The 1,878-nt window shown below is 28.1% G+C and carries 3 protein-coding genes; all 3 read left to right on the top strand.

What is annotated here, in order from left to right:
* Window positions 1-53 precede the first annotated feature (53 nt).
* The 3 genes from DWX74_RS10860 to DWX74_RS10855 are packed head-to-tail and all read left to right on the top strand — an operon-like array spanning window position 54 to window position 1,818.
* Window positions 54-803, top strand: a complete 750-nt coding sequence (locus tag DWX74_RS10860) for a transposase (protein ID WP_118549957.1) — start codon at window positions 54-56, stop codon at window positions 801-803.
* Entirely contained in the window at window positions 770-940 is a 171-nt protein-coding gene (locus DWX74_RS11145; RefSeq protein ID WP_158573270.1) for a hypothetical protein, read from the top strand. Before DWX74_RS10860 ends, DWX74_RS11145 begins: the two co-directional genes overlap by 34 nt.
* Window positions 880-1,818, top strand: coding sequence for an IS3 family transposase (locus DWX74_RS10855; protein WP_118549956.1), 939 nt, complete (start codon window positions 880-882; stop codon window positions 1,816-1,818). The genes DWX74_RS11145 and DWX74_RS10855 overlap by 61 nt, the downstream gene beginning before the upstream one ends.
* Window positions 1,819-1,878 lie beyond the last annotated feature (60 nt).

The raw sequence follows: 1,878 nt of genomic DNA, 5'->3' as shown, positions 1-1,878 counted from the left end.
TGTAGGTACTCCAATTTGTTGGACTTAAGAATCTAACGATTGGAGTATTTTTTATGCCTAAATATAGCGAAGATTTTAAAAATAAAATTGCAAGTGAATATTTCGATACTGAAATTACGCAAAGTGAACTTTCGAAAAAGTATTGTGTATCACAAAGTAGTGTTTTCAAATGGATTGAAAAATATAAAAATAACTCAAAGGATTTAGCATTAATAAAAAAGTCGAAGACTAAAAGTAAGTATACAACTACATTTAAATTGAAAATTATTCAGGAATACATTGTTTCTGGATGTATGCAAAAGGAAATAGAAATAAAATATGATTTGAAAAAAGGTACACTATCTAATTGGTTCAAGCAGTTCATAAATGAAATCGGAGATGAATCGTTATGTCTTCGACCTAAAAAAAGAACTTTTTCCAAAGAGTTTAAACAAAGGGTTCTTAAGGAATATATAGATGAAGAATGTAAATGCAAAACATTAATGAAAAAATATGATATTCCTTCTCGTTCTGACATATCTAAATGGTACATGGATTACGTTAGAAAAGTCGGAGACTATTCAAAAATAGCTCCTAAAAGAGGAAATTATTCTTTTGAATATAAAATGCGTGTGGTAAAGTTATACTTAGAAGGTAATTTTTCATACCAAAGCCTAGCTGACTATTTAAATATGAGCGATAGATCAACAATAAGATTATGGGTAATAAAGTATCTAAGGTATGGAACTAGTGCTTTAAAACCGAAGGTAAAAAGAAAGGATGATAAAGAATGGCTAAATCCAAAAGTGAAAAAAGAAAATTAGATAATATAGATGAAAAAACATTAAAAAGAATCGAAGAACTCGAAGCAGAAAATCTTAAACTAAGAATACAGAATGAATTTTTAAAAGCAAAGAGGAGATTATATCTGGAAGAAGAAAAGCAACTTCCGAAGAAATAGCAAGAATAGTATATAATCTCCGAGGATTATTTAAATTAAAAGATATTCTTGCTGCTATCAATTTTCCAAAATCAACATATATGTATTGGCAAAAGAGATTTAACAGAAAAAATAAAGACCAGGAAATAGAACAGTTAATATTAGAAATTAGAGCTCAGCATAAAGACTATGGATATAAACGTATACATCGGGAACTTAGAAAAACTATGCTTGTTAACATAAAAAAAGTACATAGAATAGTAAAAAAATTAGGTCTACAGGTAAAATCCTTTTCAAGAAAAAGTCGTAAATATAACTCATATAAAGGTAATGTAGGTAAAACTGCAAAGAATAGATTTAGACAGAAATTTTATACAAGTGTTCCTCATCAAAAGATAGCAACTGATACTTCAGAGTTTAAGTATTATGAAAAAGGTAAAAATGGCGAAGCTATAGTAAAAAAACTCTATCTTGATGCGTTTATGGATATGTATAATAGTGAAATATTAAGTTTTAGTATATCTGAAAGACCAACTGCAAATAATGTAATATCTGCTCTAAATAAAGCTATAGAAGTGACATCCGACTGTAAGTATAGAAGAACATTTCACTCAGATCAAGGTTGGGCATATCAGATGCATTTATATAGAAATAAGTTAAAAGAAGAACGAATTTTTCAAAGTATGTCTAGAAAAGGAAATTGCCTTGATAATGCTGTTATGGAGAATTTTTTTGGTATATTGAAACAAGAAATTTATTATGGATATGTATATAATAGCTATAACGAACTAAAATTGGCTATTGAAAATTATATAAAATATTATAATGAAAAAAGAATTAAAGCGAAGCTTGGTTGGATGAGTCCTATTGAATATAGGCTTCGCCTTTCAGATGCTTAAAAAAATTGTGAGATAGTTTTTTTACTATCTCACAAAGTTCAACAAATTGGGACCCCATCA

Origin of the sequence: Peptoclostridium sp. AF21-18, from assembly GCF_003478825.1 — a bacterium.
In the GTDB taxonomy this organism is placed as follows: domain Bacteria; phylum Bacillota; class Clostridia; order Peptostreptococcales; family Peptostreptococcaceae; genus Peptacetobacter.
This window is presented reverse-complemented; position numbering and strand designations above follow the sequence as displayed.

Bases quoted from the DNA above. Each gene is read 5' to 3' on its own strand.
- DWX74_RS10860 (WP_118549957.1), top strand. From the start codon at position 54: ATGCCTAAATATAGCGAAGATTTTAAAAATAAAATTGCAAGTGAATAT.
- DWX74_RS11145 (WP_158573270.1), top strand. From the start codon at position 770: ATGGCTAAATCCAAAAGTGAAAAAAGAAAATTAGATAATATAGATGAA.